The sequence below is a fragment of the Bacteroidales bacterium genome, from assembly GCA_013314715.1.
Taxonomy (GTDB): Bacteria; Bacteroidota; Bacteroidia; order Bacteroidales; family GWA2-32-17; genus Ch61.
In genome coordinates this window covers 1-4917 of the sequence record JABUFC010000085.1, presented here as the reverse complement: position 1 = coordinate 4917, position 4917 = coordinate 1, and the positions used below count along the sequence as shown (strand labels likewise).

Sequence of the window (4917 nt, the reverse complement as noted above, 5' to 3'; positions counted from 1 at the left end):
ATTTAGTTGATTTTTCTTTAATAAATTCTCCATACTCAAATACAATAGGTATAAAATCTTCTACTTCGAAACCGAGTTCTTTAATTTCTTTACCATGTTTTTCGATAATATGTTTTAGTCCAAAACCTTTATTGGTAACCGGGTCGTTTTCGCCCCAGACTATATCTACATAACCTATATCGCTACGATATAACGCTTCCGGACATTCGCCTTTTTTTACTTTTTTTAAATGAATAATTGCCATACGTGGCTTATTTTTAAACTGCGTATAAATGGGGCCAAAAGCTCCAACTGATTGTTTTTTATTCATTTGTTATGATTTGTACAAAATTCAATGAATTATATTCAATGAGCAAGCTTTTTTGTATCAATAATTGATACAGTTTGTATCAAAATTTGATACAATTTGTATCACCGTTTTTTTTGAAAATAAATGTATTTTTTTAGTAGATTACTATTTATTACTGAATTGACCGTGTATTTAGTTTGTAATGATTACGTAATCATTACATAATCATTACATAATCATTACGTAATCATTACATAATCATTACATATCAATTACATAATCATTACATATTCATTACATATCAATTACATATCAATTACATAATCATTACATACTGATTTTTATTTGCACATATGTTATAAATTAAATAATTTTTCACTTTATTTTGACGAACGTTCATTTTTGAATGACGAAAATTACAAAAGTTTAGCTAAAGCTTACATGAATTACATGAACTACATTTTTCTTACAACCACAAGCATTTTAATCATGTTTATGTTCATGTAAGGTCAAAACAAGCTTACATGAATTTAGTTAAAAAATGTTAATACCTGTTAAATGTTCATGTAAGCTTATAAAAAGGTTACATGAACTTACATGAATTATTTTTTTTATTAACTTTTTAATTATCATTTATTTATAAAAATTTCATGTAACTTGTAAGTTTAAAAGTAAAAAATCAAACTTTTTCATTTTGGGCAAAAGTAAAAAAAATGAAAAAATGATTGTAATAAAACAAAAAAAGCACCTATTCAGGTGCTTCAATTTAAATTGTAAAATAGTTATTTTAAAATATTTCTTTAATCTTTTCGGTATAATCTTTAAAATATGACATGGAATAATCGGTCGTAGTATAGAGTAAGTAGCCGTATTTTGAATTTTTTATATCAGAAAAATATTTTGCTATTCGTTGAAATCCAAGTCGTTTAAGTTCGTTGGCTATTTTTATTTGCGAAATGGGCTTGGTGGTAAGTTTTTGCAATTCGAGCACTATTTCGCCATTGGTCATAAATAGTTCTTCGCAATACATATCGGTTTGAACAGCCGAAAACATGCGACTAATTAAAACTTGTTCAACCGACGATTGTGTATATTGAACCGACAACTGATTGATTTGTTGATATATTTCGCGTGAATAGACGTTGAACGGATTTATTTTTTTTGATGCTGCCATTGCTTCAGCCCAAAATTGAACCATATCTATATTTTTATAATTTTGACTAATGCCGGTAACTTCGATAACGAAATAACGGCGGTTCTGATTGTCGGTTAAAAATTCGTTGCTATTAACGGAACCAACAAAGTTGGCTATTCTTTTACGCGTTCTATCGAATTTGGCATACACCCGGCGACTGGTTACCCGGTCGATGGATATAATGGCTTTCATGGAGTTATATTCTTTGCCAAATATAACTTCGAGTTGGTCGTCTATGTTGATAATAAATTTTTCGCAAAGATAATTGGCCGTGTTTTGGTTGGTGAGTGCCGGGTCGATATGCCCGGTTACTAAATATTTTTCTTTGCCCAGTTCGGCGGGTATAAGGTTGTTTAAATAACTTGTTTTATAGATACCTTGACTTCCGCTAAGAATAAGCATTACATCGTTGTGTTTAATGCCTAACGCCGAATTGACCGAAGCCACAACCCAACGGCTGTATATGTTATAAATTAAATCTTTGTTTGTATTGTCGGCAAGTTCCAGACAATCAAAATATGCTTTTACCGTAGGCATATGATAAAAGTTGCCGGATGAATGCACATCGTTTCCCAGTGGTTCTATTTTGGTAAAAAAATCGGCAATCTCATTCACTGATGGGACGTATGCACTTAAAATAATGCGTTGCATTTTTTCGACCATCGACTTTGAAAAGCCGTTTATTTCGGCCAAAATGCTGATGGTATTATAATTTTGATCGTCGAGCTCCTTATATTCGGATTGGCTTCCTACCGGACGAAATTCCGGTTTTAAACTCAACATATTCAAGCGAAATTCGTAGTTCGAAAATAACCAGTTCATAAATAATTCGATGCTGCTGGTTATTTCTTTTTTTCTTACTTCGTTCGATTCTTCCAAAATTTCGTCCACTTTATCGGCAATTCCCATATTAATAATTATTTAAATCGTACATAATGCTGTTAATTAATCCGCGTAGGCGGTCGCGTTCTTGCTGCGTGCGTGCCCAACGATATTGTTTTTTTAGCGATTTCAGTTCGTTGTATAAATGAGATTTAGGGTTTGCATAAATTACGCTGTTTCCTTGCGGTTCTATGTTGCTAATGGCATCGGAAACTACGCTTTCGACAGTACCCTCGAACCGCAATGTAAGTTGTTCGGCAAAAGCTTGCATATTAAGCTGTTTTTGCTGCTGTACCAAGTTATCGACCGACGTAGCCAGGTATTTCATCGCCTTGCGAATCTCCTGCAGCTCGGTCGTGGTTCCGTAATACTTTGGTTTATCGTCCATACTATTTATTCAATAAAATCAATACACAGTTTTGCTTTGGTATTCAATTTTCGGGCATATGCAGAAAATCGCTTGCTTTTCTTTTCGTATATATCAATAAGTTGCAGGGCTGTCTTTTTGTCGGCATAATTTTGTTCTATTAGTGCATTAATTTGTTGTATGCATCGTTCAGATTGATATTCCAACAATTTCGATAATAAACGGCTCTGATGTGCTGTTAATAATATTTCGTCGCCATATTGATAGCGATTAACGACTTTTTGATGGATAAAGTTTAGTTCGGTTTGAATGCTGTTTAATGCCTGAACTATATTGTACGAACCATTACGTGTTGTAAGCAGTTCTACTAAGTCGGTTTTTCGTTTCATAAATAGTTGTAATTAGTCTTTACTATAGATAATTGAAAAAACAAAATACGAATCACTATCACTGCACGAACAGTATAGGGATAGTTTTGAGCGTGATTATCCCTTGTAATGATAAACCCCCAATCGTACGGATCGGGATAAATATTGAAACCTATATGATACGTACTTTTTAATTTTGTCATAACTATTTGATTAGCTGGTTAATATCTACATCTAATTTTTTAGCTATTAATTTTAGCTTTGCCAACGGTATTTCGGCTTTTTCTTTATCTTTTATGTAAAGCCACCGCCGAAGGGTCGAGTAGCTTACGTTGATTTCGTTGTGCAGATTTTTTTTCAACCATACATACCGTTCGTATGGCAATTGCTGCAATATATCGAGTATAGCATATTTGCGGCACATAGCTACTTGTTTTCGAGCTGTTGAATAAAATGGTAGATGCTCATACCGCTAATTTGTCCACGCATGTGGCGTTTTAGTTTTCCTTTTTTGATTAAGTAACGCAATTGGAGGCGACTAATATTAAGAAGCCGGCAGGTTTCGTCGTACGAATAAATACGATTAAATTGCTGTTCTTTTTCGCGTTCAAAAAGAATTTCGCGTATAACTTCTTTTAGTTGTGTGCGACTTAATACTAAGATTTCTTGTTCGTTTGTAGCCATATATTTATTTTTTTTTGGTGAATTGCACAATTTTTGTTTAATTAGTGAAAACGAATGCACAAATATATAATATCGATATATTATTCTATAATTTTTAATAGATTATTTTTCAACAAATGGATAAAAAATTGTTAATAACTCTGGAACTAATTAAAAATAAGGGGATTAAAAAATCTCAAATTATAAAGATTTTAGATAAAAGTCCTATGACTGTCTATAGAATTTTAGATGGAAAGAGAAAATTAGAATTAGAAGATATTGAAAAATTAGCTATTTTTTTTGGCTTACCTGTTACCTACTGGTTTGATGATGAAGTAAAAAATGTAACGATAGCGAGCCACAACCACATCAATGGCAATAACAATAAGATAGAAGTACAGCTCACTGCCGAAATAGAAAGGCTAAAAACCGAAATAGAAATGCTAAAAGTAGAGCTACGCTTAAAAAACGAGCTCATCGAAAGCCAACGAGCTCATATAAAAAGTTTAATGAAGCTGGATAAATGAGAACCAAAACTATGATATATGGAATTTGATTACAATAAAATAGAAGAACACTTTTTAAGATGCTTAAAAGAAGGCAAATATGTTGAAGCCGGTAATTTGCTTATGTCTGTAAATTATTTAAGCAACGTATGCAAACAAGAATATGAAAATACAATAGGATTTAAGCAAAAATTTAAACACCTAATTCCGTTAGATAGTGATTTAAGAGAACCATTATATATAATGGCAATTGGCTGCTATTTAGAATCGCTTCCCAAAATGTCGCTATCTAAGTTTATCGAAGAATTTATATCTTCCGATGATTCTTCTGGTTTTTCTTCCGGATTATCTTCTTTAGCAGAAGTATTGAAATTGTATTGTACAAAAAAAGGCATAATCGGTTGAATGCCCTGAAAATTTTTAACCAAAGAAAATGGATGCTGCCACATAAAATAAAATTTTAATGACTCAAAGATAATAAAAAGTTTGATTAAATTGGATAAATGAGAACAATAGAATACCATACTTGTACAAAAGAAGTAGCTATGGATTATATACCATGTAAATGTTTTACCAAGTGTTTTACCAAATGGTATCTGAACTTGTATGTATTTAAGAATTAGTAAAATAGAAAGATGTTTAACAAC

General features: G+C 31.9%; 9 protein-coding genes. 2 read left to right on the top strand and 7 right to left on the bottom strand.

Translation table 11 applies throughout. From position 1 onward, the window contains the following. The 7 genes from HPY79_12275 to HPY79_12245 form a co-directional block, all read right to left on the bottom strand. Positions 1-310, bottom strand: a 310-nt coding sequence (locus HPY79_12275) for a hypothetical protein (GenBank protein ID NSW46578.1), incomplete at its 3' end; no start/stop codon positions are given. A 766-nt stretch (positions 311-1076) separates the two neighbouring features. Next, positions 1077-2393, bottom strand: coding sequence for a hypothetical protein (locus HPY79_12270; GenBank protein NSW46577.1), 1317 nt, complete (start codon positions 2391-2393; stop codon positions 1077-1079). 1 nt (position 2394) lies between these two features. After that, positions 2395-2754, bottom strand: coding sequence for a hypothetical protein (locus HPY79_12265; GenBank protein ID NSW46576.1), 360 nt, complete (start codon positions 2752-2754; stop codon positions 2395-2397). Positions 2755-2759: 5 nt separating this feature from the next. Further along, positions 2760-3122 (bottom strand): hypothetical protein, encoded by a 363-nt coding sequence (locus HPY79_12260; protein ID NSW46575.1) that lies wholly within the window; start codon positions 3120-3122, stop codon positions 2760-2762. Continuing rightward, entirely contained in the window at positions 3119-3304 is a 186-nt protein-coding gene (locus HPY79_12255) for a hypothetical protein (GenBank protein ID NSW46574.1), read from the bottom strand. The genes HPY79_12260 and HPY79_12255 overlap by 4 nt, the downstream gene beginning before the upstream one ends. 2 nt (positions 3305-3306) lie before the next feature. Next, positions 3307-3525 carry a hypothetical protein gene (locus tag HPY79_12250; GenBank protein NSW46573.1) on the bottom strand — a complete coding sequence of 73 codons (219 nt, stop codon included), beginning with the start codon at positions 3523-3525 and terminating at the stop codon, positions 3307-3309. Positions 3526-3527: 2 nt separating this feature from the next. After that, the gene (locus HPY79_12245) at positions 3528-3785 is read right to left on the bottom strand and encodes a hypothetical protein (protein ID NSW46572.1); all 258 of its coding nucleotides are present in this window, start codon (positions 3783-3785) and stop codon (positions 3528-3530) included. Positions 3786-3901: 116 nt separating this feature from the next. On the opposite strand from HPY79_12245, the gene HPY79_12240 reads away from it, so the two are divergent. Further along, on the top strand, positions 3902-4291 hold the full coding sequence (locus HPY79_12240; protein NSW46571.1) for a helix-turn-helix domain-containing protein: 390 nt from the start codon (positions 3902-3904) through the stop codon (positions 4289-4291). A gap of 18 nt (positions 4292-4309) precedes the next feature. After that, on the top strand, positions 4310-4675 hold the full coding sequence (locus tag HPY79_12235) for a hypothetical protein (GenBank protein NSW46570.1): 366 nt from the start codon (positions 4310-4312) through the stop codon (positions 4673-4675). Positions 4676-4917 lie beyond the last annotated feature (242 nt).

Coding starts and splice junctions, on each gene's coding strand:
- HPY79_12255 (NSW46574.1), bottom strand. CDS start 3,304: ATGACAAAATTAAAAAGTACGTATCATATAGGTTTCAATATTTATCCC.
- HPY79_12240 (NSW46571.1), top strand. CDS start 3,902: ATGGATAAAAAATTGTTAATAACTCTGGAACTAATTAAAAATAAGGGG.
- HPY79_12245 (NSW46572.1), bottom strand. CDS start 3,785: ATGGCTACAAACGAACAAGAAATCTTAGTATTAAGTCGCACACAACTA.
- HPY79_12260 (NSW46575.1), bottom strand. CDS start 3,122: ATGAAACGAAAAACCGACTTAGTAGAACTGCTTACAACACGTAATGGT.
- HPY79_12235 (NSW46570.1), top strand. CDS start 4,310: ATGGAATTTGATTACAATAAAATAGAAGAACACTTTTTAAGATGCTTA.
- HPY79_12250 (NSW46573.1), bottom strand. CDS start 3,525: ATGTGCCGCAAATATGCTATACTCGATATATTGCAGCAATTGCCATAC.
- HPY79_12270 (NSW46577.1), bottom strand. CDS start 2,393: ATGGGAATTGCCGATAAAGTGGACGAAATTTTGGAAGAATCGAACGAA.
- HPY79_12265 (NSW46576.1), bottom strand. CDS start 2,754: ATGGACGATAAACCAAAGTATTACGGAACCACGACCGAGCTGCAGGAG.